A 24,615-nucleotide genomic window follows, 5' to 3' on the forward strand; every position below is an offset into this window, starting at 1 on the left:
TGGTTCCTCATAACCCTGCTTTCAAACTTGCTTCGATAAATTGGTCCAGGCTGCCGTCCAGCACCGCCTGCGTGTTGCGGGTTTCAACCCCGGTACGCAGGTCTTTGATGCGGGAGTCATCAAGGACGTAAGAACGGATCTGGCTGCCCCAGCCGATGTCAGACTTGTTGTCTTCCATCGCCTGTTTCTCAGCATTTTTCTTCTGCATCTCCAGCTCATAAAGCTTCGCTTTCATCTGCTTCATGGCCTGGTCTTTGTTCTTATGCTGGGAACGGTCGTTCTGGCATTGCGTGACCAGCCCGGTTGGAATGTGGGTAATACGCACCGCCGATTCCGTACGGTTAACGTGCTGACCGCCCGCGCCGGATGCGCGGTAAACGTCGATACGCAGGTCCGCCGGGTTAATTTCGATATCAATATCTTCGTCAACTTCCGGGTAAACAAACGCGGAGCTGAAGGAGGTATGACGGCGGCCGCCGGAGTCGAACGGGCTCTTACGTACCAGGCGGTGAACGCCGGTTTCGGTACGCAGCCAGCCGTAGGCGTAATCGCCAATGATCTTGATGGTGACGGATTTCAGACCCGCTACTTCACCTTCAGACTCTTCGATAATTTCGGTTTTGAAGCCGCGCGCTTCTGCCCAACGCAGGTACATACGCGTCAGCATGCTGGCCCAGTCCTGCGCTTCGGTACCGCCGGAACCTGCCTGAATATCGAGATAGCAGTCAGCGCTGTCGTATTCGCCGGAGAACATGCGACGGAATTCAAGCTGCGCCAGCTTCTCTTCCAGCACGTCGAGTTCTGCCACGGCTTCGTTAAAGGTTTCTTCGTCGTCAGCTTCGACGGCCAGCTCCAGCAAACCGGAAACATCTTCCAGCCCCTGGGCCATTTGATCCAGCGTATCTACGATAGCTTCGAGAGAGGAACGCTCTTTACCCAGCGCCTGGGCGCGTTCAGGTTCGTTCCAGACGTCCGGCTGTTCCAGCTCGGCGTTTACTTCTTCAAGACGCTCTTTCTTGGCATCGTAGTCAAAGATACCCCCTAAGAACGTCAGAGCGCTCCGTGAGGTCCTGAATACGGTTTTTTACCGGATTAATTTCAAACATGGTCTGTTTTCTTTTATGGACTTGTCAAAATGCGGTGATAAGAGCGGGATTGTACCGAATCCACGCCCTTTTTTATAGAGATTACTGCCGCTAAATTGGCCAGATATTGTCGATGATGATCTGAAGGGTGCGGTTACCGCGAAACTCGTTGATGTCCAGTTTGTACGCCAGCTCGACCTCGCGCACGCCGTTGTCCGGCCAGATGGAGGTATCGACGTTAAAAGCAATGCCGTCCAGAAGCGGTCCACCGCCCACGGGCTCGACCATCACTTTCAGATGACGTTCGCCGACAATGCGCTGCTGCAGCAGGCGGAATCGCCCGTCAAACAGCGGTTCCGGGAACATCTGCCCCCACGGGCCGGCATCGCGCAGCATTTGCGCCACGTCCATCGTCATCTCAAGCGGTGAAAGCTCGCCATCGGACACCACTTCCCCCTGCAGCAGGGCCGGGTCAATCCAGTCGGTGACCAGCTCGCCGAACAGGCGCTGGAACTCGTCGAATTTCGCCTCTTCCAGCGACAGTCCAGCCGCCATCGCATGGCCGCCGAACTTGATCATCAGACCCGGGTACAGTGTATCGAGACGCTCCAGAGCATCACGCATGTGCAACCCCTGAATTGAGCGGCCAGAGCCTTTCAGCGTGCCGTCGCCCGCGGGTGCGAACGCGATCACCGGGCGGTGGAAGCGCTCTTTAATTCGTGACGCCAGAATGCCGACCACGCCCTGATGCCACTCGGGATGGTACATCGCCAGGCCGCCCGGCAGCGTATCGCCGCTGCGCTCCAGTTTTTCACACAGGGTCAGCGCTTCGGCCTGCATCCCCTGCTCAATCTCTTTACGTGTCTGGTTCAGGGCGTCCAGCTCGTTGGCCAGCACGCGGGCTTCACCGATGTTGTCGCACAGCAGCAGCGCCACGCCGACGGACATATCGTCCAGTCTTCCGGCCGCGTTCAGGCGCGGCCCGAGGGCAAAGCCCAAATCGCTTGCCGCCAGCTTGAGCGGGTCGCGGTTAGCAATTTCCAGCAGCGCCTTGATCCCCGGACGGCACTTGCCTGCCCGGATGCGGCTTAGGCCCTGCCAGGTCAGGATACGGTTATTGGTATCGAGCGGGACCACGTCGGCGACGGTACCCAGCGCCACCAGATCGAGATATTCGGCCAGGTTTGGCACGGCAATACCGCGGGATTCGAACCAGCCCTTATCGCGCAGCAGGGTCCGTAACGCCAGCATCAGATAAAACGCCACGCCCACGCCTGCGAGGGATTTCGATGGGAAATCGCAGTCGCGCAGGTTGGGGTTAATAATCGCTTCCGCTGCGGGCAGCGTTTCTCCCGGCAGGTGGTGATCGGTAACCAGCACCGGGATCCCTAACGCGTGGGCATGATCGACCCCAGCATGGGAAGAGATCCCGTTATCGACGGTCATGATCATCTGCGCACCGCGGGCATGGGCCTGATCGACCACTTCCGGGCTGAGTCCATAGCCGTCTTCAAAACGGTTCGGCACCAGATACGTGACGTTATCGCAGCCCAGCGCGCGCAGGCTGAGCACGCTCAGCGCGGTGCTGGTTGCGCCGTCGGCGTCGAAGTCCCCTACCACCACAATCCGCGTTCCTTCACGAAGGGCGTTGTAGAGCATCTCAGTGGCTTTTTCGATACCACTCAGCTGCTGCCAGGGCAGCATCCCTTTCACGCTGCGTTCAAGGTCTTCAGCGCTACGCACGCCGCGACTGGCGTAGAGGCGCTTAAGCAGCGCCGGGAGATCGTCCGGCAAATCAACCGGTTCAACCGCCTCGCGGCGGCGCAATTTTATCGGGGCTTTCACGCGGATTATTTACCACCAAACTGTTTCTGGTGCGCGTCGAGGAACTGTTTCATCTCTTTCGGTCCCTGATAGCCCGGAACGACATAGCCGTTGCTCAGGACAATCGCTGGCGTCCCGCTCACGCCAAACTGCACGCCCAGCGCGTAGTGGTTAGCAATGTCGATATCGCAGGAGGCTGGCTTAACTTCTTTTCCGCTCATCGCATCATCAAAGGCTTTGTTGCGGTCTTTCGCACACCAGATGGCCTTCATGTCCTGCTCTGGCTGGCTCTGCACACCCGCGCGAGGGAAGGCAAGATAGCGCACGGTAATGCCCAGCGCGTTGTAGTCTTTCATCTCTTCATGCAGCTTGTGGCAGTAGCCGCAGGTGATGTCGGTGAAGACGGTAATGACGTGTTTTTCCTGCGCCGCCTTATAGACGATCATCTCTTTTTCGAGCGCGTTCAGGTTTTTCATCAGCAGCTGGTTGGTCACGTTGACCGGCTGCGCGCCGCTCACGTCGTACATTGGCCCCTGAATAATGTGTTTGCCGTCTTCAGTGACGTACAGCACGCCGCTGTTGGTCAGTACTGTTTTCATGCCAGCGACCGGCGCAGGCTGAATATCGCTTCCGGTGACGCCGAGCTTAGCCAGCGACTGCTTGATGGCGGCGTCGTCCGCATGGGCGAAACCGGTAAAGGAGGCTGCCAGCAGGGTGAACAGCGCGAAAGTCTTTTTCATATGTGATCCTGTTACAATTCGTCGGCACTCACGCTCGAGGGTGGTGCTGTTGGTGTAGCTGCCGCAGGCGTTCCGTCGCGACATGGGTGTAAATTTGCGTCGTGGAAAGATCGCTGTGTCCCAGCAGCATCTGCACCACGCGTAAATCAGCGCCGTGGTTGAGCAGATGCGTCGCGAAGGCGTGACGCAATACGTGCGGCGAAAGCTTTTCACTGTCGATACCCGCCAGTGTGGCGTAATGCTTGATGCGATGCCAGAACGTTTGTCGCGTCATCTGCTGTGCGCGCTGGCTCGGAAACAGGACATCGATAGACACGCCGTTGAGCAACCACGGACGGCCATGCTCCAGATACGTTTCCAGCCAGTAAACCGCCTCTTCGCCCAGCGGAACCAGCCTTTCCTTATTGCCTTTACCGATGACGCGCACCACGCCCTGACGCAGGCTGATGTCGCTCATCGTCAGGCCAACCAGTTCCGAAACGCGCAGGCCGGTAGCATACAATAGCTCAAGCATGGCTTTATCGCGTAACTCCAGCGGCAGGTCAACTGCCGGTGACTGTAATAATCTCTCAACTTGTGCTTCGCTGAGATCTTTCGGCAGCCGCTGCGGGAGCTTAGGGGATGCCAGCAGCGCGCTGGGATCGTCCTGGCGAATCTTCTCACGGTAGAGATGCTGGAAAAGCCGACGCATGGCGCTGAGCAAACGAGCGGAACTGGTGGCTTTATACCCCCCTTGTACACGTTCACCGAGCAGCGCCTGCAGGTCATCGCTTTGCGCGCTCGCCAGCGAGAGCTGCCGACGGGCCAGCCACTCCACCAGCATGGTAAGATCGCGCCGGTAGGCGCTGAGCGTATTCTCGGCCAGGTTTTTTTCCAGCCACAGCGCGTCGAGAAACTGTTCAACGAGTGCGAGATCCTTTTCCACATCAGCCCCTTTGATTTTGCAGTCAGGCCATTATGCCTGATTGTGACCGGTTTCTGGTACACTACGCGCAAAGTCAACGCAAGAATTGAGATAGTTACGCGATGAATATTGGTCTGTTCTATGGTTCCAGCACCTGCTACACCGAAATGGCGGCAGAGAAAATTCGCGACATCATTGGCCCGGAACTGGTGACGTTGCATAACCTGAAAGATGACGCGGTCGCGCTGATGGAACAGTACGATGTACTGATCCTCGGCATCCCAACCTGGGATTTTGGTGAGATACAGGAAGACTGGGAAGCCATCTGGGATCAACTCGATTCAGTCAATCTCGACGGCAAAATCATTGCCATGTACGGCATGGGAGATCAGCTGGGTTACGGGGAGTGGTTCCTGGACGCGCTTGGCATGCTGCACGACAAACTGGCGCCGAAAGGGGTGTCGTTCATCGGCTACTGGCCAACCGAAGGTTACGAGTTCACCAGTAAAAAGCCGATTATTGCCGACGGCGAGCTGTTTGTTGGACTCGCGCTGGATGAAACCAACCAGTACGATCTCAGCGATGAGCGCCTGCAAATCTGGTGCGAGCAGATTTTGGGCGAAATGGCTGAAAAGTTTAGCTAACGCATATTATCCCTGCGTCGTCTGTTGCAATAGCATCCGGCGCAGATCTCGCCACTCGGCAGCATCCATACTGTCAGCCGCCAGCCAAAGATGCTGGCAACGCCCGCCGTCCACCTTGCGTAACCGTAACATCATGCCGCAGTTGAGCATCCAGGGCATACCGAGGATATCCCACTCTTTACCCTGCCAGCGCAGGCGGGAATCCATCAGTAATTTGATCTCTCCCTGACGGGCATTAATTCGACGCTGGCTGCGTACGCTGTCAAAAACGACAAACGAGAGTAACAGCAGCCACAGCGGCGTATAGCTTAGCGGCCACGGCATCAGTAACACAAAGGCCGCAACCAGGCCGTGGAGCAATAAAGACATCCACTGCGAGCGCCACGAGACGCGAAGATCAGATTGCCACAGGACCACGTTCCCGATTCCGTGTTTGAATTAATTGCACCATCCGTTGCAACTCGGTATCGGCGGGTTTGCCGTGGTTCATCAGCCAGTTGAATAAATCCGGATCGTCAGACTCAAGCAGGCGAACAAACAGACGCTTATCATCGTCGCTTAAGGTGTCATACTCATATTCGAAGAAAGGCATGATGGAAATATCAAGTTCACGCATTCCGCGACGGCACGCCCAGTGAATACGGGCCTTGTTGTTAATATCCATGTTCAGTTTCCTGCATTACGTTTGGCACAGTCGGTGCCCCGTTCAGTGTTCTTTATTTCTCTACGGGGACACCAGCTAGTGTAACGTGTTTTTGACCGTTTCATTACTGGAATATTGCGATCAACGAGCAGGCTTCCAGAATAATCCCTACAAAGACAGCGGATTACATTATTTTGCGTAGCGTTACGCATAACCGGTTTAGGGCACAAATGGCCTGTTGAAAGCGCTTGCATTGCCTGCAGGCTCTTTTACCATTAGGCATTATCAAAGCGTTAAGCAATTCAGGATATCGTTATGGCATTTACACCATTTTCTCCTCGCCAGCCCGCCGCCTCTGCGCGTCTGCCGCTGACGCTTATTTCTCTTGATGACTGGGCGCTGGCGACGCTCACCGGTGCCGACGCCGAAAAATATCTGCAGGGCCAGGTGACCGCCGACGTCAGTCAGATGACCGAACACCAGCACCTGCTGGCCGCCCATTGCGACCCAAAAGGCAAAATGTGGAGCAACCTGCGTCTGTTCCGCCGTCAGGATGGCTTTGCCTTTATTGAGCGCCGCAGCCTGCAGGAGGCCCAGCTCAAAGAGTTGAAAAAGTACGCGGTCTTTTCCAAAGTCACTATCGCCCCGGACGACGAACATGTCCTGCTGGGTGTGGCCGGCTTCCAGGCACGTGCGGCGCTGAAAAATCTCTTCAGCGAACTGCCGGATGCCGAAAAGCAGCTCGTCAGCGAAGGCGCCACCTCCATCCTGTGGTTTGAACACCCGGCAGAGCGTTTTCTGTTAGTCACGGATGCCGAAACCGCCGAGCGCATCACCGAGGCGCTGCGCGGCGAAGCGCAGCTTAATAACAGTCAGCAGTGGCTGGCGCTGAACATCGAAGCGGGTCTGCCGGTAATTGACGCAGCAAACAGCGCACAGTTTATTCCTCAGGCAACCAACCTGCAGGCACTGGGCGGCATCAGCTTTAAAAAAGGCTGTTACACCGGCCAGGAGATGGTCGCGCGTGCAAAATTCCGCGGGGCAAACAAACGTGCGCTGTGGACGCTGGCGGGCCATGCCAGCCGTGTACCTGAAGCGGGTGAAGATTTAGAGCTGAAGATGGGTGAAAACTGGCGCCGTACCGGCACCGTATTAGCCGCCGTACAGCTGGATGATGGACGTCTTTTGGTTCAAGCCGTCATGAACAACGACATGGAAGCCGACAGCGTGTTCCGCGTGCGTGACGATGCAAATACGCTGAGTATTGAGCCGCTGCCGTATTCTCTGGAAGAGTGATGCTGTATCGCCCGGTGGCGCTACGCTTACCGGGCCTACGGTTTTGATGTCCTCCCTCTCCCTGTGGGAGAGGACCGGGGTGAGGGCAACCGCCCGCACGGCGTAAAAAACTACGCCTGCCCCACGTACAAATAGATCGCCAAAAAGTGGCATACGCTGCCGCCCAGCACAAAGCCGTGCCAGATGGCATGGTTGTAAGGAATGCGCTTGCAGACGTAGAAAATCACGCCGAGCGAGTATACCACGCCGCCTAAGGCCAGAAGCGTCACGCCCCCTATCGACAGTTTGATTGCCAGTTGATACACCACAATTAGCGACAGCCAGCCCATGGTCAGATAGGTTACCAGCGACAGCACCTTAAAGCGGTGCGCGATGGTCAGCTTAAACAGGATCCCCAGCAGTGCCAGGCTCCAGATAACAATCATCAGGCCACGCGACAGCGGCGAGTTGAGCCCCACCAGCAAAAACGGCGTGTAGGTGCCTGCAATAAGAAGATAGATAGCGCAGTGGTCAAATTTCTTGAGCCATATCTTGGCCCGCTGATGCGGGATAGCGTGATAAAGCGTCGACGCCAGAAACAGCAGGATCATACTCCCGCCATACAGGCTGTAGCTGGTAATGGCCATCGCGCTGGCATTAGCGTCCACCGCCTGCACCAGCAATAAGACTAAACCGACAATCCCAAACACCAGGCCAATGCCGTGGCTGATGCTGTTGGCTACTTCCTCAGCCAGCGAATATCCCTGTGCGATTAATGGTCTGCTCACCATACAAAACTCCGGGAAAACAAAAGATGATTATTCATCGCATCACTATGCTAACTGAGAATGATTCCAGTGAACACATGTTAGCTAAAATAAAGTTAAACATAACGTTTCTAAATTACAATCAGACAGTTACGGTTTAATTTCAGCGAACGCGCGTTTCGATTTAAATTATAGACGTTTAAAATCAATCACATAAAACTGGTTCTGCCTGGGGTAGATCTCTGCGATCACGCTTTTCAGCGTATCCAGGGTCATATTCTCCTGTTCAGCATGTTTTTGCGTCAATGTGTCGAACGTAACGGTTGACGTCCCTGTTACTTCGATGGTGCAAAAATAACCATCATCCTCATAACGCCCCACCCGCAGGATATCGCCGGTTTTGAAATGGGATTCACTTTGATCCCGGATAGTGATGGTTTTACGCCCGGCCAGAATGTCGTCCTGAAAGCGCTGAAAAAAAGTGATGTCGTTTGGCTGCATGTTATTATTCCCTGAAGAAAAGTCTGATGAGTGAGTGTAGCCATTGTGAGCATGTTCTCCCATTCCGCCATTGCCAGTCTCAATAACCTGGAGATGATGGTCTACAACTATGTCATAAAAAATCGTGACAAAGTGATGTACATGACCATTCGCGAGCTGGCGGATGCTGCAGACGTCTCGACGACCACAATCCTGCGCTTTTGCCGCAAGCTTAACTGCGAAGGGTATTCTGAATTCCGCGTGCGCTTTAAGCTGTACCTTGAGCAGAACGAGCCCCAGCAGGCGAACTTCGGCGCCAGCGAAATAATCAGCTTTTTTAAAAGCGTGAATAATGAAGAGTTCGACGCGTTATTGGATAAGGCGGTCGATATTATTTTATCTTCCGAGCGAATTATATTTGTCGGTGCCGGGACATCAGGTTCGCTGGCAAAATATGGCGCACGTTTCTTTTCTAATATTGGGAAATTCAGTAACCATATTGATGACCCTTATTTCCCGGTCACGAATGACATGGCAAAAAATGCGCTGGCGATTGTGCTCTCCGTCTCGGGCGAGACCGAGGAGATCCTGCGCTTCGCCAGCCAGTTCAGCCTGCATCACTGTAAGGTGCTCTCCATTACCAGCCACGAGCACTCGCGCCTGGCAAAACTGGCGGACTTTAATCTCTCCTGGCACGTTCCTCAGACTCGAATTGCAGGCGTCTACGATATAACCACGCAAATTCCCGTCATCTATATTCTGGAATCTCTCGGCCGTAAGCTGGCGAAGAAACTTACAGAATAAAACACCCTGTTTTTTTGATGTGACAAATCACATTTACCGTAAATTGTTATATCGTGACATTTAATTTCGCTTTGCTAGACTCGATGCCAATAAGTCATTTATTGAGAATAGCAGCGATGAAAAAATTGACCTTACCAAAAGATTTTTTATGGGGTGGCGCTGTTGCCGCTCATCAGGTTGAAGGCGGCTGGAACAAAGGCGGCAAAGGGCCAAGCATTTGCGACGTATTGACCGGCGGCGCGCACGGCGTACCGCGCGAAATCACGCAGGAGGTGGTACCGGGGAAATACTACCCCAACCATGAAGCTATCGATTTCCACGGCCACTACAAAGAAGACATCAAGCTGTTTGCCGAGATGGGCTTCAAGTGTTTCCGTACCTCCATCGCCTGGACGCGCATCTTCCCGAAAGGTGATGAAACGCAGCCAAACGAAGAGGGGCTGAAGTTTTACGACGACATGTTCGATGAGCTGCTGAAGTACAACATCGAACCGGTGATCACCCTCTCCCACTTCGAAATGCCGCTGCACCTGGTGCAGGAATACGGTAGCTGGACCAACCGTAAAGTGGTTGATTTCTTTGTGCGCTTCGCGGAAGTGGTTTTTGAGCGCTACAAAAACAAGGTCAAATACTGGATGACCTTCAACGAAATCAATAACCAGCGCAACTGGCGCGCACCGCTGTTCGGCTACTGCTGCTCCGGTGTGGTCTATACCGAACACGAAAATCCCGAAGAGACCATGTATCAGGTGCTTCACCACCAGTTTGTGGCCAGCGCCCTGGCGGTGAAAGCCGCGCGCCGCATCAATCCGGAGATGAAAGTCGGCTGCATGCTGGCCATGGTGGCGCTCTATCCATTCTCCTGCAAGCCGGAAGACGTGATGTTCGCCCAGGAATCGATGCGCGAGCGCTACGTCTTTACCGACGTCCAGCTGCGGGGTTACTACCCGTCTTACGTCCTGAACGAGTGGGAGCGCCGCGGGTTCTCCATCAAGATGGAGCAAGGTGACGAGCAGATCCTGCGTGAAGGTACCTGCGACTACCTGGGCTTCAGCTACTACATGACCAACGCGGTGAAAGCGGAAGGCGGCACCGGGGACGCGATTTCCGGTTTCGAAGGCAGCGTGCCGAACCCGCACGTTAAGGCTTCCGACTGGGGCTGGCAGATTGACCCGGTAGGGTTACGCTATTCCCTGTGCGAACTGTTCGAGCGTTACCAGAAACCGCTGTTTATCGTTGAAAACGGCTTCGGCGCCTACGACAAGGTTGAAGAAGACGGCAGCATCAACGATGACTATCGTATCGACTATCTGCGTGCCCACGTGGAGGAGATGATCAAAGCCGTTACCCACGATGGCGTGGATCTGATGGGCTATACGCCATGGGGCTGTATCGACTGCGTGTCGTTCACCACCGGCCAGTACAGCAAACGCTACGGCTTTATCTACGTGAATAAACACGACGACGGTACGGGCGACATGTCGCGTTCACGCAAGAAAAGCTTCGAGTGGTATAAGGGCGTGATTGCCAGCAACGGCGAGAAACTTTAACGCCGGGCGCCGTTACGCTTGTTCCCCTCTCCCCTAGGGGGAGAGGGTTAGGGTGAGGGGTTTACTTCCCACCCGCCAGCTCAATAAAGCTCCCCGTTACGTACGACGCCTTCTCGCTCAGCAGCCAGACAATCGCCTGGGCGACCTCTTCCGGCTGACCGCCGCGCTGCATCGGCAGCAACGATTTCACGCGATCCACTCGCCCCGGCTCTCCGCCGGAAGCATGGATATCGGTATAGATCAGACCCGGACGGACGCAGTTGACGCGAATGCCCTGCGCCGCTACCTCCAGCGATAAACCCGTTGTCAGCGAATCCACCGCCCCCTTGGACGCGGCATAATCCACATATTCACCCGGCGCGCCCAGACGCGACGCTGCAGAAGAGACATTCACTATCGCCCCACCCTTGCCACCATGCCTGAAGGACATTCGTTTTACCGCTTCCCGGCAGCAGAGGAAGTAGCCCGTGACGTTGGTTGCCAGGACGCGGTTAATGCGCTCAGCGGAGAGATTCTCGATGGTGGATTGCTCAAACAGAATTCCCGCATTATTGACCAGCGCGGTAAGCGGCTCGCCTTCACGATCGATGCTGTCAAACATCGCCAGCACCTGAGCTTCATCACTGATATCTGCGCGGACGGCAAAGGCTTTACCGCCAGCTTCAACGATCTGGTTTATCACGTCCGTCGCGGCTTTAATGTTGTGATGATAGTTCACCGCCACGGTGTAGCCTTCGCGTGCCAGCTGCAGCGCGGTGGCTTTCCCAATGCCTCGACTGGCGCCGGTCACAAGTGCAATGCCCATTTTCTTCTCCCAATAAAAAAGCCGGGTGGCGGCTTCGCCTTACCCGGACTGGATTACTGCACCAGCGCGATTACTGGTATTCGCTCATCGGTACGCAGGAGCAGAACAGGTTACGGTCGCCGTAAACGTCATCGAGACGCTTCACGGTCGGCCAGTATTTGTTCGCCACGCCTGCCGGGAAGACCGCCAGCTCGCGGGAGTAACCGTGGTTCCACTCAGCCACCATCTCGTGCTGGGTGTGCGGAGCGTTGACCAGCGGGTTATCTTCCAGCGTCCACTCGCCGTCCTGCACGCGGTCGATCTCCATGCGGATGGCCAGCATCGCGTCGATAAAGCGGTCCAGCTCTGCTTTGCTTTCAGACTCCGTTGGCTCAACCATCAGCGTACCCGCAACCGGGAACGACATGGTTGGCGCGTGGAAGCCGTAGTCGATCAGACGCTTGGCGATATCCAGCTCGCTAATGCCGGTCTGCTCTTTCAGCGGACGAATATCGAGGATGCACTCGTGCGCCACGCGACCGTCGCGGCCGGTATAGAGCACCGGGAAGGCAGACTTCAGGCGCGTCGCAATATAGTTGGCATTCAGAATTGCCACCTGGCTCGCCTGCTTCAGCCCTTCCGCGCCCATCATGCGGATGTACATCCAGCTGATTGGCAGGATAGAGGCGCTACCGAACGGTGCCGCAGAGACCGCGCCCTGACGGGTCAGCATGCCTTCGATCTGCACCACGCTGTGGCCTGGGACAAACGGTGCCAGGTGCGCTTTCACGCCGATAGGACCCATGCCCGGGCCGCCACCGCCGTGCGGGATGCAGAAGGTTTTGTGCAGGTTCAGGTGCGACACGTCCGCGCCGATAAAGCCCGGAGAGGTAATGCCCACCTGCGCGTTCATGTTTGCGCCATCGAGATAAACCTGACCGCCGAACTGGTGCACCACTTCGCACACTTCACGGATAGTCTCTTCGTACACGCCGTGGGTGGACGGATAGGTCACCATGATGCAGGAGAGCTTGTCGCCCGCCTGTTCGGCTTTCGCGCGCAGGTCGGCCAGATCGATGTTGCCGTTCTTATCGCACGCCACCACCACGACTTCCATGCCCGCCATCTGGGCTGAGGCCGGGTTGGTGCCGTGGGCGGAGCTTGGGATCAGGCAGATATCGCGGTGACCTTCGTTACGGCTTTCGTGATAGTGACGGATCGCCAGCAGGCCCGCATATTCACCCTGCGCGCCGGAGTTCGGCTGCATGCAGAGCGCGTCATAACCGGTCAGCTTCACCAGCCAGTCGGAAAGCTGGTTGATCATCATATGATAACCTTCTGCCTGCTCCGGCGGGCAGAACGGGTGCAGCTCGGAGAATTCAGGCCAGGTGATCGGGATCATCTCTGCTGCAGCATTCAGCTTCATGGTGCAGGATCCCAGCGGGATCATCGCCTGGTTCAGCGCCAGATCCTTGCGCTCCAGAGAGTGCATGTAACGCATCATCTCGGTTTCGCTGTGGTAGCGATTGAAGACCGGATGCGTCAGGATCGCATCATTACGCAGCATGCTGTCCTGAATGGAGCGGCTGTCGAGCGCGACCTCTTTGTCGAGCGCATCAATGTCCAGACCGTGCGCGTCACCCAGTAGCACGCTGAACAGGTTCAGGATATCGTCGCGGGTGGTGCTTTCATCGAGCGTAATGCCGACGGCGTTGTGGATGTCGCTGCGCAGGTTGATCTTTGCCGCGTCCGCGCGGGCCAGCACGGCCGCTTTGTCCGCCACGTCCACGCACAGGGTGTCGAAGTAGTGGGCATGGCGCAGCTTAAGACCTTTTTGCTGCAGGCCGCAGGCCAGGATATCGGCCAGGCGGTGAATGCGGCTGGCAATGCGTTTCAGGCCAGCCGGGCCGTGGAACACGGCGTACAGGCTGGCGATGTTAGCCAGCAGCACCTGTGAGGTACAGATGTTGGAGTTCGCTTTTTCGCGGCGGATATGCTGCTCGCGGGTCTGCATCGCCATGCGCAGCGCGGTGTTACCGGCAGCGTCTTTGGAGACGCCGATAATACGGCCAGGCATGGAACGTTTGAATTCATCTTTCGCGCCGAAGAACGCCGCGTGCGGGCCGCCGTAGCCCATCGGTACGCCGAAGCGTTGCGCAGAGCCGAATACGATATCCGCGCCCTGTTTGCCCGGTGCCGTCAGCAGCACCAGCGCCATAAAATCGGCGGCAACGCTGACAACCACCTTGCGGGATTTCAGCTCGGCAATCAGAGGGCCGTAGTCGTGAGCTTCGCCGGTGGTGCCCACCTGCTGCAGCAGAACGCCGAAAACGTCCTGATGATCCAGCACTTTGTCAGCGTCATCGACGATCACGTCAAAGCCGAAGGTTTCCGCACGGGTGCGCACCACGTCCAGCGTCTGCGGATGCACGTCCGCCGCGACGAAGAAGCGGTTGGCATTTTTCAGCTTGCTCACGCGCTTAGCCATTGCCATCGCTTCGGCGGCGGCGGTCGCTTCGTCCAGCAGAGAAGCAGAGGCGATATCCATGCCGGTAAGGTCCAGCGTCACCTGCTGGAAGTTCAGCAGTGCTTCCAGGCGGCCCTGGGAGACTTCTGGCTGATAGGGGGTGTAAGCGGTGTACCAGCCCGGGTTTTCCAGCATGTTGCGCAGGATCACCGGCGGCAACTGCACGTTGGTGTAGCCCATGCCAATGTAAGACTTATAGCGCTTGTTCAGGCCGGCGATGGCCTTCAGCTCCGCCAGCGCGGCGAATTCCGTGGTGGCTTCCCCCACCTGAGGCGGCGTGGCAAGCTGGATGTCTTTTGGCACAATCTGGCCGATCAGTGCGTCTAATGAATCCGCGCCAACCGTCTTCAGCATCTCCTGCTGTTGCTGAGCATCCGGCCCAATGTGACGTTCGATGAAGGCGCCACGGTTTTCAAGCTGGCTTAAAGTCTGTGTCATGAGCGATGGTTCCTGAAACGTGCAGTGAATGTGTTTTCTCCCTCTCCCTGAGGGAGAGGGCTGGGGTGATGGTGTCGTCTGTTCCCCTCACCCTACCCTCTCCGCAAAGGGGAGAGGGATAATGGCTTACTCGTCTTCTAACAGTGCTTCGTACGCGGTCGCATCCAGCAGCGCGGCAACCTGGGATTCGTCGCTGGCTTTGATCTTGAAGATCCAGCCGCCTTCATAAGGCTCGCTGTTGACCAGCTCCGGCGAATCGCTCAGCGCATCGTTGACGGCGACAATCTCACCGCTTACAGGGGCATAGATGTCAGATGCTGCTTTTACGGACTCTGCTACGGCGCAGTCGTCGCCCGCGCTAACGGTCGTGCCCACGTCAGGCAGGTCAACAAACACCATGTCGCCCAGCAGCTCTTGCGCGTGCTCGGTGATCCCTACGGTGTAAGTGCCGTCCGCCTCTTTGCGCAGCCACTCGTGTTCTTTGCTGTATTTCAGTTCTGCTGGCACATTGCTCATTGAAGTTCTCCTGATAAAAATGATTAGGCGACCGGCTTACCGGCGCGAACAAAAATCGGTTTGGTCACGTTGACCGGCATTTCGCGGTTGCGGATTTGCACCACCGCCGTTTCGCCAATGCCCGCCGGCACGCGTGCCAGTGCAATACTGTAGCCCAGCGTCGGTGAGAAGGTTCCGCTGGTGATCACGCCTTCGCGATGATTGCCGTCAGCATCGGTAAAGCGCACCGGCAGCTCGCCGCGCAGCACGCCTTTTTCCTTCATCACCAGTCCCACCAGCTGTTCGGTGCCCTTCTCGCGCTGCATCTCCAGCGCTTCACGGCCAATAAACTCACGGTCAGCCGGTTCCCACGCGATGGTCCAGCCCATGTTGGCGGCCAGCGGAGAGACGCCTTCATCCATCTCCTGACCGTAAAGGTTCATTCCCGCTTCCAGACGCAGCGTATCGCGCGCGCCCAGACCCGCAGGCTTCACGCCCGCTTCCACCAGCGCACGCCAGAAATCAGCGGCCTTCTCGTTCGGCATCGCAATTTCGTAGCCGGCTTCACCGGTGTAGCCGGTGGTGGCGATAAACAGATCGCCCGCCTGCACGCCGAAGAACGGCTTCATGCCTTCGGTTGCTTTGCGCTGCTCGTCGTTAAACAGAGAGGCGGCTTTCGCCTGCGCGTTTGGTCCCTGCACGGCGATCAGCGACAGATCGTCACGGACGGTGATGTCGATGGCATAAGGTTCGGCGTGTTGGGTGATCCAGGAGAGGTCTTTTTCGCGGGTGGCGGAGTTTACAACGAGGCGGAAGAAATCTTCAGTGAAGTAATAAACGATAAGGTCATCAATCACGCCGCCCGAGGCATTCAGCATGCCGGTATAGAGCGCTTTGCCCGGCGTCTTCAGTTTGGCGACGTCGTTTGCCAGCAGATAACGCAAAAACTCCCGGGTGCGGCTACCGCGCAGATCGACAATCGTCATATGGGACACGTCGAACATACCGGCATCGGTGCGCACCGCGTGGTGCTCATCAATCTGAGAGCCGTAGTGCAGCGGCATCATCCAGCCATGGAAGTCCACCATGCGGGCGCCGCATAACACGTGTTGTTCGTACAAAGGAGTCTGTTGAGCCATCTTGTCCTCGTTGAAAAATTCACCGTGAAACCCGGTATCGGCCCCGCGTTCGGGCACCGACGCAAACGTTCTCTTTTACCTGAACTTACCACCGAAACCGGCGGTTAACCATAAGGCAAAATGGGTCATCACATTAGCTTATGACCAAAAAACGCTAAAAAGCCTACAGAGTTATTCACTGGAAAAATGCGATTAACCCCGCACAAAATTAACAATGATCTAACATGATTTAGCACATGGTGATATTTCGTGCGGAAAATCGGGCCTAATTTCCGTAACGAGAAAAACGCGACATTAGATTATCTAATGCGAAAAATGACGTGAAATTAGAATATTTCAAACGAGGGAATTTCCCCGGCCAGAGGCCGGGAAAAGAAAGTGTGACAGGGGTCAATACACAAAATCATTCAAGTTGCATCAAGGCGGCAAGTCTGAGAGTCCCCAGGAGCTTACACAAGTAAGTGACTGGGGTGAGCAGACGCGGCCAACGCAGAGGCAGCTTGAAGGATGACGTGTATTTTAACGTAGCCAGTCCGGCAGGTCGTTAAGACCCATCGCCTGACGAAGGAGTTGGGGCTTAACGCCCGGAAGGGTGTCAGCAAGCTTGAGGCCAATGTCGCGCAGCAGTTTTTTTGCCGGATTCGCCCCGGCAAACAGCTCGCGGAAGCCCTGCATGCCCGCCAGCATCATCGCCGCGCTGTGCTTGCGGCTGCGCTCGTAGCGGCGCAGATAGAGATGCTGCCCGATGTCCTTCCCTTCGCGATGCAGGCGACGCAGCTCTTCTACCAGCTCCGCCGCGTCCATAAAGCCGAGGTTAACGCCCTGTCCGGCCAGGGGATGAATGGTATGCGCCGCATCCCCCACCAGCGCCAGACGGTGCGCCGCAAACTGGCGCGCGTAGCGGCCGGTTAACGGGAATACCTGACGCTCGCTTTCAAGCGTGCACAGGCCAAGGCGGTTATCAAAGGCCACGCACAGCGCCTGGTTAAAGGCCTCCGGCGTCGCCTCATGCATCTGCTGGGCTTTTTCCGGCACCAGGGACCAGACAATCGAGCACAGGTGCGGATCGGCAAGCGGCAGGAACGCCAGAATGCCGTCGTTGTGGAAAATCTGGCGCGCCACGCCGCCGTGCGGCTCTTCGGTACGGATCGTCGCGACCAGCGCGTGATGACGATAGTCCCAGAAGGTCAGCGGGATGTCGGCTTTATTCCGCAGCCAGGAGTTGGCGCCGTCAGCACCGACCACCAGACGCGCGGTCAGCATGTCGCCGCTCTGCAGGGTGATAAACGCCTCGTTTTCGCCCCATGCCACCTGCTGGATCTGCGCAGGCGCAATCAGCGTCACGTCGCTGCAATGCTGTGCTTTCTGCCACAGCGCGTGGTGGATCACCGCGTTTTCAACGATGTGCCCCAGATGGCTATAGCCCATGCTTTCATCATCAAAAGCAATATGACCAAAGCTGTCCTTATCCCACACTTCCATGCCGTGATAGCAGCTGGCTCGGTGCGCCACAATATCTGACCAGACGCCAAGATGCGTCAGCAATTTTTCACTGGCAGCATTGATCGCCGAGACGCGGAGTTCCGGCGGGGCATCCGGGGCAACGGGCTGAGGCTGCTTTTGCTCCAGCACCGCCACGCGCAGGCCGCTGCCCTGTAATCCACAGGCCAATGCCAGTCCGACCATTCCGCCGCCAACGATGGCGACATCAACATTTTGCACGATGATAACTCCTTAACGCGCGACCCAACCCAGGGTCCGCTGCGCCAGCACGTCACGTGCCGGAATGAATAGTTCCATCGCCATCAGCCCGAGGTTGCGGCCCGCAACCAGCGGTGCCCAGCGATTGGCAAAGAGATGGACTAAGCCGTCGGTAACGCCGATTGTCGCCTCTTTATCCGCCTGACGGCGCTTCTGGTAATGACTCAGCACCGAATACGCCCCGCAGTCTTTTTGCTCGCCCCATGCCTGCGCCAGTGATTCGGCCAGGCTCATGACGTCGCGTAAGCCCAGGTTAAAGCCTTGCCCCGCGATGGGGTGCAGCGTCTGTGCGGCATTACCGACAAGCGCCAGACGATGGGAGACAGACTGAGACGCCGTGGTCAGCGAAAGCGGGTAGACCGTCCGCTTGCCTGCGTGGGTAATACGCCCCAGCCGCCAGCCAAAGGCTTTCTGCAGCTCGGTACAAAAACGTTCGTCGGACCAGCCCTTAACCTCTTCCGCCTTATCCTGAGGATGACACCACACCAGGGAACAGCGCCCGTCCGACATCGGCAGCATCGCCAGCGGACCATGCTGCGTAAAGCGTTCAAACGCCCTGCCGTGGTGTTCAGCTGCGGTAGAGACGTTCGCAATGACCGCCACCTGCCCGTAAGGCTGCTGGCGCCACTCCACGCCACACTGGCTGCCGAGCGACGAGCGCGAACCGTCCGCGGCGACCAGAAGCTGGCCTTCAAGAACGGTGCCGTTTTCCAGCGTCACGCTAACCGACGCCTCACTACGGCTCACGCTGGCCACGCGCGCCGGACAATGCAGCGTGACGCCCGGCGCGTCCTGGAGCAGGCGGAACAGTCCCAATCCGACGTCGTGCAGCTCAACGACCTGACCCAGGGCATCAATCCGGTAGTCCTGCGCGTCCAGCGTGACAAAGCCAGCATGGCCGCGATCGCTGACGTGCACGGTACCGATCGCCGTGGCGCGGTCGGCTATCGCCTGCCAGATACCAATGCGCGAAAGCTGCTGGCAGGTGCCCTGCGCCAGCGCAATGGCGCGCGCATCAAAACCGGGGTGGTTTGACGCCTCTGGCGCAACAGCTTCCACCAGGTGCACCGGAAGCTGGCCCTGCGTCAAATGCGAAATGGCCAGCGCCAGCGTGGCCCCGGTCATGCCGCCGCCAACGATAATCACGCTCATGCGCGTGCCGCTGCCATCAGCGCCTCGATATCGTCAGCGTTTTTCACGACGCTGGCGGTCAGGTTTTCGTTACCGGTTTCGGTAATCACGATGTCATCTTCAATACGAATGCCAATCCCGCGGTACTCTTCAGGCACGTCGGCATCCGGCGCGATATACAGGCCCGGCTCCACGGTTAACACCATGCCCGGCTCCAGCACGCGCGAACGGTCGGTGCCGTACGCGCCAACGTCATGCACGTCCAGCCCCAGCCAGTGGCTCAGGCCGTGCATGAAATACGGTCGATGCGCGTTTTCAGCAATCAGGGTGTCTACATCCCCTTTCAGGATCCCGAGCCTGACCAGACCGGTAATCATGATGCGCACCACTTCGCCGGTCACTTCCTGCATGGAGGTACCGGGACGATACAGCCTGAGCGCCGTCTCAAGAGACTCGAGAACGATGTCGTAAATGGCGCGCTGTGCCGGTGAGAACTTACCGTTCACCGGGAAGGTACGGGTGATGTCCCCCGCATAGCCCTGATATTCGCAACCGGCGTCAATCAGCACCAGATCGCCGTCGCGCAGCGCGCTTTCGTTCTCGGTGTAGTGCAGAATGCAGCCGTTTTCCCCGCCGCCGACAATGGTGTTGTAAGAGGGATAGCGCGCGCCGTGGCGGTTAAATTCGTGGTGAATTTCGCCTTCCAGCTGGTATTCGAACATCCCGGGACGGCATTTCTCCATCGCGCGGGTGTGCGCCAGGGCGCTGATTTCACCCGCACGGCGCATCACGTTAAGCTCCTCTTCAGACTTGAACAGGCGCATCTCATGCACCACCGGACGCCAGTCCGTCAGCGTGGCCGGTGCGGACAGGTTCTGGCGCGAGCCTTTGCGCAGCTTATCCAGCGCGGTGAAAACAATCTCATCTGCGTACGCATATTCGCCCTGCGCGTGATAGAGCACGTCGAGGCCGTTAAGCAGCTGATAGAGCTGCTGGTTGATTTCGCTAAACGCCAGCGCGCGGTCAACGCCCAGCTTCGCCGGTGCGGCCTCTTGCCCCAGGCGGCGGCCAAACCATATTTCAGCAGTTAAGTCACGTACGCGGTTGAAAATCACGCTGTGGTTGTGGGTGTCATTGCTCTTAATCAGCACCAGCACCGCTTCCGGCTCGTTAAAGCCGGTGAAGTACCAGAAATCGCTGCTCTGGCGATAGGGATATTCGCTGTCGGCGCTGCGCGTCACTTCGGGCGCAGCAAAAATTAGCGCAGCGCTGCCCGGCTGCATTTTCGCCAGCAGCGCCTGACGGCGGCGCGAATACTCTTGACTCGAGATAACCATGACACCCTCCTGTGCGTTATTTTTCTTAATGTAAGGTTGGCTTGCGGACTTCCGGCGCGGTCGGCTGTGAGCGCGTAAAGTTGTCGTGGCACAGCAGTGCCGCCACGCGCACGTACTCGATGATCTCTTCGAGAGACATTTCCAGCTCTTCCTGGTCTTCGTCTTCATCGTAGCCGAGCTGAGCGATATTACGCAGATCGTCGATCGCCTCACCCGCTTCGCCGGTCACTTTATCCAGTTTAGGCTGCGTCACGCCCAGCCCCAGCAGATAGTGGTTTACCCAGCCGGCCAGCGCATCGGCGCGATCGAACACGCTAACGTCGTCGCCTTCAGGCAGATAAAGCTGAAAAAGGAAGCCATCGTCTTCCAGAGAATCGCTGGTGGCGGCGTGCATTTTACGCAGCGCTTCCGCCAGCTCGTGACCAAACGCCAGCCCTTCATTCGTGAGGTCGTGGATCAGCGGCTGCCATGAGCTGTCGCTGTTTCCGCCGCACAGCATGCCACTGATCAGACCGTGCATTTCGGCAGGGGTTAAACCGACTCCCTGCTGGTTCAGTAACTGGTTTAAATCCTTGTAACCAGGCATTTCGTTCTGTATAGACATGAGCATTCGTCGTCAAAGGGGGGAAGTTTCATGATATGCTACCACTTTGGACCCTGGTGATACCAGAAAAGGGCTTGTATCTTCACATCAGGGTAGCTATAGTGTCGCCCCTTCGCAGCCCCCGGGGCCGTAAGCGAAGGCAGCGCAGTCAATCAGCAGGAAGGTGGCATGTCTGCACAACCCGTCGATCTCCAGATTTTTGGCCGTTCACTGCGAGTGAATTGTCCGCCTGAACAAAGGGATGCTTTGAATCAGGCTGCGGACGATTTGAATCAGCGGTTGCAAGATCTAAAAGAACGCACTAGAGTCACAAATACTGAGCAGCTGGTTTTCATCGCCGCGTTGAACATCAGCTATGAACTGACTCAGGAAAAAGCGAAGACCCGCGACTACGCGGCAAGCATGGAGCAGCGCATTAAAATGCTCCAGCAGACCATAGAACAGGCATTGCTTGATCAAGGTCGCAATCCCGAAAGACCGGGACCCAAGTTTGAATAACACTTCTCAGTTGACTATGGTAGAGTAACTGTGAAGACAAAATTTCTCTGAGATGTTCGCAAGCGGGCCAGTCCCCTGAGCCGATATTTCATACCACAAGAATGTGGCGCTCCATGGTTGGTGAGCATGCTCGGTCCGTCCGAGAAGCCTTAAAACTATGACGACACATTCACCTTGAACCAAGGGTTCAAGGGTTACAGCCTGCGGCGGCATCTCGGAGATTCCCTCTCTTTTCTTCTACCGACTACCATGACTCAATTCCCTGAAGTTTCTGCTTCACGCCAGGACATCCGTCAGCTAATTCGTCAGCGCCGCCGTGCGTTAACCTCCGATCAGCAAGCGCATTTTGCCCAGCAGGCCGCCGCCCGTATGATGGCGTATCCCCCTGTCCTGATGGCGCATACCGTTGCGCTGTTTCTGTCGTTTGACGGCGAGCTGGACACCCAACCGCTGATAGAGCAACTCTGGCGCGTCGGGAAGAAGGTCTATCTGCCGGTGCTGCACCCGTTTAGCGAGGGGAATCTGCTGTTTCTGCACTACCATCCGCACAGCGAGCTGGTGGTGAATCGCCTGAAAATCACCGAACCGAAACTCGACGTGCGCGACGTGCTGCCGCTGTCACAGCTGGATGTACTGATCACGCCGCTGGTGGCGTTTGATGAACAGGGCCAGCGTTTAGGGATGGGCGGCGGTTTTTATGACCGGACGCTGCAAAACTGGCAGCAGTACGGGTTGCAGCCGGTGGGCTATGCGCATGATTGTCAGGGCGTGGAGGCGTTACCGGTGGAGAAATGGGATGTGCCGTTGCCGGCGGTGGTGACGCCCAGCAAAATCTGGGTCTGGTAGAATAAAGCCGGGTGGCGCTTACGCTTACCCGGCCTACAAATGCTCAGAGTAGGTCGGGTAAGGCGCAGCCGCCACCCGACACCACAAACCGCACTATCAGTACAGCAGACGCGCGCGAATCGTCCCCGGGATGGCCTTCATGCTCAGCAGCGCTTTCTCGGCCACATCATCATCCGCTTCGATATCAATAACCACGTAGCCCATCTGCGAGTTCGTCTGCAGATACTGCGCGGCAATGTTGACGCCCTGCTCGGCAAAGATCTGGTTGATCGCGGTCAGCACGCCTGGACGGTTTTCGTGGATGTGCAGCAGACGACGACCACCGTGCAGCGGCAGAGACACTTCCGGGAAGTTCACGGCAGAGAGCGTAGAACCGTTGTCGGAGTATTTGCTCAGTTTACCCGCCACTTCCAGACCGATGTTCTCCTGCGCTTCCTGGGTGGAACCGCCAATGTGAGGCGTCAGGATCACGTTGTCGAACTCGCACAGCGGAGAGGTAAACGGATCGCTGTTGGTCGCAGGCTCCGTCGGGAAGACGTCGATGGCGGCGCCCGCCAGGTGCTTACGCTTCAGCGCATCGCACAGCGCAGGGATATCGACAACCGTGCCGCGCGCGGCGTTAATCAGCAGTGAGCCCGGCTTCATCAGCGCCAGCTCTTCCGCGCCCATCATGTTTTTGGTGGACGCATTTTCCGGCACGTGCAGGCTCACCACGTCACTCATGTTCAGCAGGTCAGACAGGTGTTGAACCTGGGTGGCATTGCCCAGCGGCAGCTTGCTTTCGATATCGTAAAAATAGACATGCATACCGAGAGATTCCGCCAGAATCCCCAGTTGGGTACCGATGTGGCCATAGCCGATAATCCCCAGCTTTTTACCACGCGCTTCATATGAGCCAGACGCCAGTTTGTTCCACACGCCGCGGTGCGCCTTGGCGTTAGCTTCAGGAATGCCGCGCAGCAGAAGCAGCAGTTCGCCAATCACCAGCTCCGCCACGGAACGGGTGTTAGAGAACGGGGCATTGAAGACGGGAATACCGCGTTTCGCTGCAGCATTCAGGTCAACCTGGTTGGTACCAATGCAGAAGCAGCCGATAGCCACCAGCTTTTCCGCCGCGGCAATAACCTCTTCAGTCAGGTGAGTACGGGATCGCAGGCCAATGAAGTGGGCATCACGGATGGACGCTTTCAGCTCTTCGGTATCGAGCGCGCCTTTGTGAAATTCGATGTTGGTGTAACCTGCCGCACGAAGGCTATCGATTGCTTTTTGATGTACGCCCTCGACCAGCAGGAATTTAATCTTGTCTTTCTCCAGTGATACCTTTGCCATTTACCCGACCCTGTTTTTGTCTGAACTGATGTTGTGCTGGATATGAATCCGCCGTAGCCAACATATCAAAAAAAACTATTGCAGCAATATGAACGTTTGCGTCGGCACTCTGAAGAAAAGTCATACAGAGCAAAATGTCAGAGGAAAATGCTATGGAAATTTACAAACGCGGAAGGATCGGCAAAAGAGGCGTAAAAACGTGACACAAGTCACCGAATTTAGCTTTTCAAAAATTTTTTAGCGGGGGGAGGACTCCCCCCATCAGATCATTTTACGATGGTTTTCACGCCGTCAGCGGTGCCAATCAGCGCCACATCCGCGCCACGGTTGGCGAATAGCCCTACGGTCACTACGCCCGGAATGCCGTTGATGGCATTTTCCAGCGCAATCGCATCAAGAATTTCCAGACCGTGAACGTCGAGGATCACGTTACCGTTATCGGTGACTACACCCTGACGGTATTCCGGACGACCGCCAAGCTTCACCAGCTGACGGGCAACCGCGCTACGGGCCATTGGGATCACTTCGACCGGCAGCGGGAAATTACCCAGAATGTCGACCTGCTTGGAGGCGTCCGCAATGCAGATAAACTTGTCCGCAACGGAGGCGATGATTTTTTCGCGCGTCAGCGCCGCGCCGCCGCCTTTGATCATCTGCATGTGGCCGTTGATTTCATCCGCGCCGTCAACGTAAATCCCCAGACGATCCACTTCGTTGAGATCGAAAACGGTAATGCCGAGGCTTTTCAGCTTTTCCGTGGAAGCATCAGAGCTGGAAACCGCGCCCTCGATTTGCCCCTTCATCGTGCCCAGCGCATCGATAAAGTGTGCCGCGGTTGATCCCGTACCGACACCAACAATGGTACCCGGCTGTACGTACTGGAGAGCGGCCCATCCTACTGCTTTTTTCAGTTCATCCTGCGTCATGATCGTTTTGCCTGTGGTGTGAAAACTCAGGGCGCATTATAGAACACGTCGAATGGAATTCGTCTGCCACAAAGGGAAAATTGT

24 protein-coding genes and 1 other RNA gene are annotated in these 24,615 nt (G+C 56.7%); 7 read left to right on the forward strand and 18 right to left on the reverse strand.

The features are described 5' to 3' along the window. Positions 1-7: 7 nt before the first annotated feature. The 4 genes from prfB to xerD form a co-directional block, all read right to left on the reverse strand. Positions 8-1,106, reverse strand: a protein-coding gene (prfB, locus tag ACW9E7_RS16360) for a peptide chain release factor 2 (RefSeq protein WP_096151315.1) whose coding sequence is annotated in 2 segments (ribosomal slippage) — positions 8-1,030 and positions 1,032-1,106 — 1,098 coding nt in all. Because the reading frame shifts where the segments join, the coding sequence is not laid out codon by codon here. A gap of 90 nt (positions 1,107-1,196) precedes the next feature. Beyond that, on the reverse strand, positions 1,197-2,930 hold the full coding sequence (recJ, locus tag ACW9E7_RS16365) for a single-stranded-DNA-specific exonuclease RecJ (RefSeq protein WP_248175088.1): 1,734 nt from the start codon (positions 2,928-2,930) through the stop codon (positions 1,197-1,199). 5 nt (positions 2,931-2,935) lie between these two features. Then, positions 2,936-3,649 carry a bifunctional protein-disulfide isomerase/oxidoreductase DsbC gene (gene dsbC / locus ACW9E7_RS16370; protein WP_458728099.1) on the reverse strand — a complete coding sequence of 238 codons (714 nt, stop codon included), beginning with the start codon at positions 3,647-3,649 and terminating at the stop codon, positions 2,936-2,938. Positions 3,650-3,677: 28 nt separating this feature from the next. Beyond that, entirely contained in the window at positions 3,678-4,574 is an 897-nt protein-coding gene (gene xerD / locus ACW9E7_RS16375; RefSeq protein WP_115876228.1) for a site-specific tyrosine recombinase XerD, read from the reverse strand. A gap of 101 nt (positions 4,575-4,675) precedes the next feature. Between xerD and fldB the strand changes: the two genes are divergently transcribed. After that, positions 4,676-5,197: a flavodoxin FldB gene (fldB, locus tag ACW9E7_RS16380; RefSeq protein ID WP_458728100.1), complete on the forward strand. Its 522-nt coding sequence runs from the start codon at positions 4,676-4,678 to the stop codon at positions 5,195-5,197. Positions 5,198-5,203: 6 nt separating this feature from the next. Here the strand turns inward: fldB and ACW9E7_RS16385 are convergent, their stop codons facing one another. Both ACW9E7_RS16385 and sdhE read right to left on the reverse strand, forming a co-directional pair. Beyond that, entirely contained in the window at positions 5,204-5,614 is a 411-nt protein-coding gene (locus ACW9E7_RS16385) for a protein YgfX (protein WP_021242050.1), read from the reverse strand. Continuing rightward, entirely contained in the window at positions 5,595-5,861 is a 267-nt protein-coding gene (gene sdhE / locus ACW9E7_RS16390; RefSeq protein WP_006178375.1) for an FAD assembly factor SdhE, read from the reverse strand. Before sdhE ends, ACW9E7_RS16385 begins: the two co-directional genes overlap by 20 nt. A gap of 294 nt (positions 5,862-6,155) precedes the next feature. Between sdhE and ygfZ the strand changes: the two genes are divergently transcribed. Further along, positions 6,156-7,136, forward strand: coding sequence for a tRNA-modifying protein YgfZ (gene ygfZ / locus ACW9E7_RS16395; RefSeq protein ID WP_274240739.1), 981 nt, complete (start codon positions 6,156-6,158; stop codon positions 7,134-7,136). A gap of 110 nt (positions 7,137-7,246) precedes the next feature. Here ygfZ and trhA read toward each other — a convergent pair whose 3' ends face one another. Continuing rightward, positions 7,247-7,906 carry a PAQR family membrane homeostasis protein TrhA gene (gene trhA, locus ACW9E7_RS16400; RefSeq protein WP_127732244.1) on the reverse strand — a complete coding sequence of 220 codons (660 nt, stop codon included), beginning with the start codon at positions 7,904-7,906 and terminating at the stop codon, positions 7,247-7,249. A 165-nt stretch (positions 7,907-8,071) separates the two neighbouring features. Then, positions 8,072-8,383 carry a N(4)-acetylcytidine aminohydrolase gene (yqfB, locus tag ACW9E7_RS16405; RefSeq protein WP_458728101.1) on the reverse strand — a complete coding sequence of 104 codons (312 nt, stop codon included), beginning with the start codon at positions 8,381-8,383 and terminating at the stop codon, positions 8,072-8,074. A 51-nt stretch (positions 8,384-8,434) separates the two neighbouring features. On the opposite strand from yqfB, the gene ACW9E7_RS16410 reads away from it, so the two are divergent. Further along, positions 8,435-9,166: a MurR/RpiR family transcriptional regulator gene (locus ACW9E7_RS16410; protein ID WP_032660101.1), complete on the forward strand. Its 732-nt coding sequence runs from the start codon at positions 8,435-8,437 to the stop codon at positions 9,164-9,166. A 116-nt stretch (positions 9,167-9,282) separates the two neighbouring features. Further along, positions 9,283-10,716: a 6-phospho-beta-glucosidase BglA gene (gene bglA / locus ACW9E7_RS16415; protein WP_458728102.1), complete on the forward strand. Its 1,434-nt coding sequence runs from the start codon at positions 9,283-9,285 to the stop codon at positions 10,714-10,716. A 61-nt stretch (positions 10,717-10,777) separates the two neighbouring features. Here bglA and ACW9E7_RS16420 read toward each other — a convergent pair whose 3' ends face one another. The 8 genes from ACW9E7_RS16420 to ACW9E7_RS16455 all read right to left on the reverse strand — a co-directional run bounded on the left by ACW9E7_RS16420 (position 10,778) and on the right by ACW9E7_RS16455 (position 20,932). Then, entirely contained in the window at positions 10,778-11,521 is a 744-nt protein-coding gene (locus tag ACW9E7_RS16420) for an SDR family oxidoreductase (RefSeq protein ID WP_115876234.1), read from the reverse strand. A 70-nt stretch (positions 11,522-11,591) separates the two neighbouring features. After that, positions 11,592-14,465, reverse strand: a complete 2,874-nt coding sequence (gene gcvP, locus ACW9E7_RS16425) for an aminomethyl-transferring glycine dehydrogenase (RefSeq protein ID WP_458728103.1) — start codon at positions 14,463-14,465, stop codon at positions 11,592-11,594. A 126-nt stretch (positions 14,466-14,591) separates the two neighbouring features. Then, on the reverse strand, positions 14,592-14,981 hold the full coding sequence (gene gcvH / locus ACW9E7_RS16430) for a glycine cleavage system protein GcvH (protein ID WP_008499718.1): 390 nt from the start codon (positions 14,979-14,981) through the stop codon (positions 14,592-14,594). A gap of 23 nt (positions 14,982-15,004) precedes the next feature. Further along, positions 15,005-16,099: a glycine cleavage system aminomethyltransferase GcvT gene (gcvT, locus tag ACW9E7_RS16435; RefSeq protein ID WP_133295114.1), complete on the reverse strand. Its 1,095-nt coding sequence runs from the start codon at positions 16,097-16,099 to the stop codon at positions 15,005-15,007. A gap of 519 nt (positions 16,100-16,618) precedes the next feature. After that, positions 16,619-17,821 carry an FAD-dependent 2-octaprenylphenol hydroxylase gene (gene ubiI, locus ACW9E7_RS16440; RefSeq protein WP_458728104.1) on the reverse strand — a complete coding sequence of 401 codons (1,203 nt, stop codon included), beginning with the start codon at positions 17,819-17,821 and terminating at the stop codon, positions 16,619-16,621. Between the two features lie 12 nt (positions 17,822-17,833). Beyond that, positions 17,834-19,012 (reverse strand): 2-octaprenyl-6-methoxyphenyl hydroxylase, encoded by a 1,179-nt coding sequence (gene ubiH / locus ACW9E7_RS16445; protein ID WP_458728105.1) that lies wholly within the window; start codon positions 19,010-19,012, stop codon positions 17,834-17,836. Next, a complete protein-coding gene (gene pepP / locus ACW9E7_RS16450) occupies positions 19,009-20,322 on the reverse strand; it encodes a Xaa-Pro aminopeptidase (protein WP_136195215.1) in 1,314 nt (437 codons plus the stop codon). Before pepP ends, ubiH begins: the two co-directional genes overlap by 4 nt. Before the next feature lie 31 nt (positions 20,323-20,353). Continuing rightward, positions 20,354-20,932: a YecA/YgfB family protein gene (locus ACW9E7_RS16455; protein ID WP_029739212.1), complete on the reverse strand. Its 579-nt coding sequence runs from the start codon at positions 20,930-20,932 to the stop codon at positions 20,354-20,356. A 168-nt stretch (positions 20,933-21,100) separates the two neighbouring features. Here ACW9E7_RS16455 and zapA point away from each other — a divergent pair, with 168 nt between their 5' ends. The 3 genes from zapA (at position 21,101) to ACW9E7_RS16470 (ending at position 22,276) form a co-directional block, all read left to right on the forward strand. Continuing rightward, complete coding sequence (gene zapA, locus ACW9E7_RS16460; protein ID WP_006811891.1) at positions 21,101-21,430, forward strand: cell division protein ZapA; 330 nt, start codon at positions 21,101-21,103, stop codon at positions 21,428-21,430. Positions 21,431-21,471: 41 nt separating this feature from the next. Next, positions 21,472-21,655: non-coding RNA, 6S RNA (gene ssrS / locus ACW9E7_RS16465), on the forward strand. Positions 21,656-21,679: 24 nt separating this feature from the next. Continuing rightward, positions 21,680-22,276, forward strand: coding sequence for a 5-formyltetrahydrofolate cyclo-ligase (locus tag ACW9E7_RS16470; protein WP_458728106.1), 597 nt, complete (start codon positions 21,680-21,682; stop codon positions 22,274-22,276). Positions 22,277-22,372: 96 nt separating this feature from the next. On the opposite strand, the gene serA is transcribed toward ACW9E7_RS16470, so the two are convergent. Then, a complete protein-coding gene (gene serA / locus ACW9E7_RS16475; RefSeq protein WP_127732258.1) occupies positions 22,373-23,605 on the reverse strand; it encodes a phosphoglycerate dehydrogenase in 1,233 nt (410 codons plus the stop codon). A gap of 266 nt (positions 23,606-23,871) precedes the next feature. After that, complete coding sequence (gene rpiA, locus ACW9E7_RS16480; RefSeq protein WP_003860091.1) at positions 23,872-24,531, reverse strand: ribose-5-phosphate isomerase RpiA; 660 nt, start codon at positions 24,529-24,531, stop codon at positions 23,872-23,874. Positions 24,532-24,615 lie beyond the last annotated feature (84 nt).

It is taken from the genome of Enterobacter sp. H2G27 (genome assembly GCF_054403075.1).

Bases quoted from the DNA above. Each gene is read 5' to 3' on its own strand.
- serA (WP_127732258.1), bottom strand. From the start codon at position 23,605: ATGGCAAAGGTATCACTGGAGAAAGACAAGATTAAATTCCTGCTGGTC.
- sdhE (WP_006178375.1), bottom strand. From the start codon at position 5,861: ATGGATATTAACAACAAGGCCCGTATTCACTGGGCGTGCCGTCGCGGA.
- yqfB (WP_458728101.1), bottom strand. From the start codon at position 8,383: ATGCAGCCAAACGACATCACTTTTTTTCAGCGCTTTCAGGACGACATT.
- ACW9E7_RS16470 (WP_458728106.1), top strand. From the start codon at position 21,680: ATGACTCAATTCCCTGAAGTTTCTGCTTCACGCCAGGACATCCGTCAG.
- fldB (WP_458728100.1), top strand. From the start codon at position 4,676: ATGAATATTGGTCTGTTCTATGGTTCCAGCACCTGCTACACCGAAATG.
- ubiH (WP_458728105.1), bottom strand. From the start codon at position 19,012: ATGAGCGTGATTATCGTTGGCGGCGGCATGACCGGGGCCACGCTGGCG.
- bglA (WP_458728102.1), top strand. From the start codon at position 9,283: ATGAAAAAATTGACCTTACCAAAAGATTTTTTATGGGGTGGCGCTGTT.
- trhA (WP_127732244.1), bottom strand. From the start codon at position 7,906: ATGGTGAGCAGACCATTAATCGCACAGGGATATTCGCTGGCTGAGGAA.
- ACW9E7_RS16410 (WP_032660101.1), top strand. From the start codon at position 8,435: ATGTTCTCCCATTCCGCCATTGCCAGTCTCAATAACCTGGAGATGATG.
- zapA (WP_006811891.1), top strand. From the start codon at position 21,101: ATGTCTGCACAACCCGTCGATCTCCAGATTTTTGGCCGTTCACTGCGA.
- ACW9E7_RS16420 (WP_115876234.1), bottom strand. From the start codon at position 11,521: ATGGGCATTGCACTTGTGACCGGCGCCAGTCGAGGCATTGGGAAAGCC.
- dsbC (WP_458728099.1), bottom strand. From the start codon at position 3,649: ATGAAAAAGACTTTCGCGCTGTTCACCCTGCTGGCAGCCTCCTTTACC.
- gcvT (WP_133295114.1), bottom strand. From the start codon at position 16,099: ATGGCTCAACAGACTCCTTTGTACGAACAACACGTGTTATGCGGCGCC.
- ACW9E7_RS16455 (WP_029739212.1), bottom strand. From the start codon at position 20,932: ATGTCTATACAGAACGAAATGCCTGGTTACAAGGATTTAAACCAGTTA.
- ygfZ (WP_274240739.1), top strand. From the start codon at position 6,156: ATGGCATTTACACCATTTTCTCCTCGCCAGCCCGCCGCCTCTGCGCGT.
- rpiA (WP_003860091.1), bottom strand. From the start codon at position 24,531: ATGACGCAGGATGAACTGAAAAAAGCAGTAGGATGGGCCGCTCTCCAG.
- gcvH (WP_008499718.1), bottom strand. From the start codon at position 14,981: ATGAGCAATGTGCCAGCAGAACTGAAATACAGCAAAGAACACGAGTGG.
- gcvP (WP_458728103.1), bottom strand. From the start codon at position 14,465: ATGACACAGACTTTAAGCCAGCTTGAAAACCGTGGCGCCTTCATCGAA.